The organism is Vibrio sp. 10N.261.54.A5 (genome assembly GCF_041471145.1).
GTDB classification, from domain to species: Bacteria; Pseudomonadota; Gammaproteobacteria; order Enterobacterales; family Vibrionaceae; genus Vibrio; species Vibrio crassostreae_C.
The window spans coordinates 1-304 of the sequence record NZ_JBFRNU010000129.1; the positions used below are offsets into that span (position 1 = coordinate 1).

Here is a 304-nt window from a genome sequence, read left to right on the forward strand (position 1 = left end):
TCCTGCACGACCCACCATTTCCTCCCAAGGAAATAAAAATATGGGGCTATAGCTCAGCTGGGAGAGCGCCTGCCTTGCACGCAGGAGGTCTGCGGTTCGATCCCGCATAGCTCCACCATTCCTTCCATTAGGAATTAAAACTTTATGGGCGATTAGCTCAGTTGGGAGAGCACCTGCCTTACAAGCAGGGGGTCACTGGTTCGAGCCCGGTATCGCCCACCATCTTTAAGCATTCTCGTAAGAGAGTATTTAAAAATGGGTTTAAAAGTTTAACACTTAAAACTCTTGCTCTTTAACAATTTGG

At 47.4% G+C, this 304-nt stretch carries 2 tRNA genes; both read left to right on the forward strand.

The window, feature by feature from the left end:
* Positions 1-42: 42 nt before the first annotated feature.
* Positions 43-118 (forward strand) — tRNA-Ala (locus tag AB4329_RS22480).
* A 28-nt stretch (positions 119-146) separates the two neighbouring features.
* Positions 147-222 (forward strand) — tRNA-Val (locus AB4329_RS22485).
* Positions 223-304 lie beyond the last annotated feature (82 nt).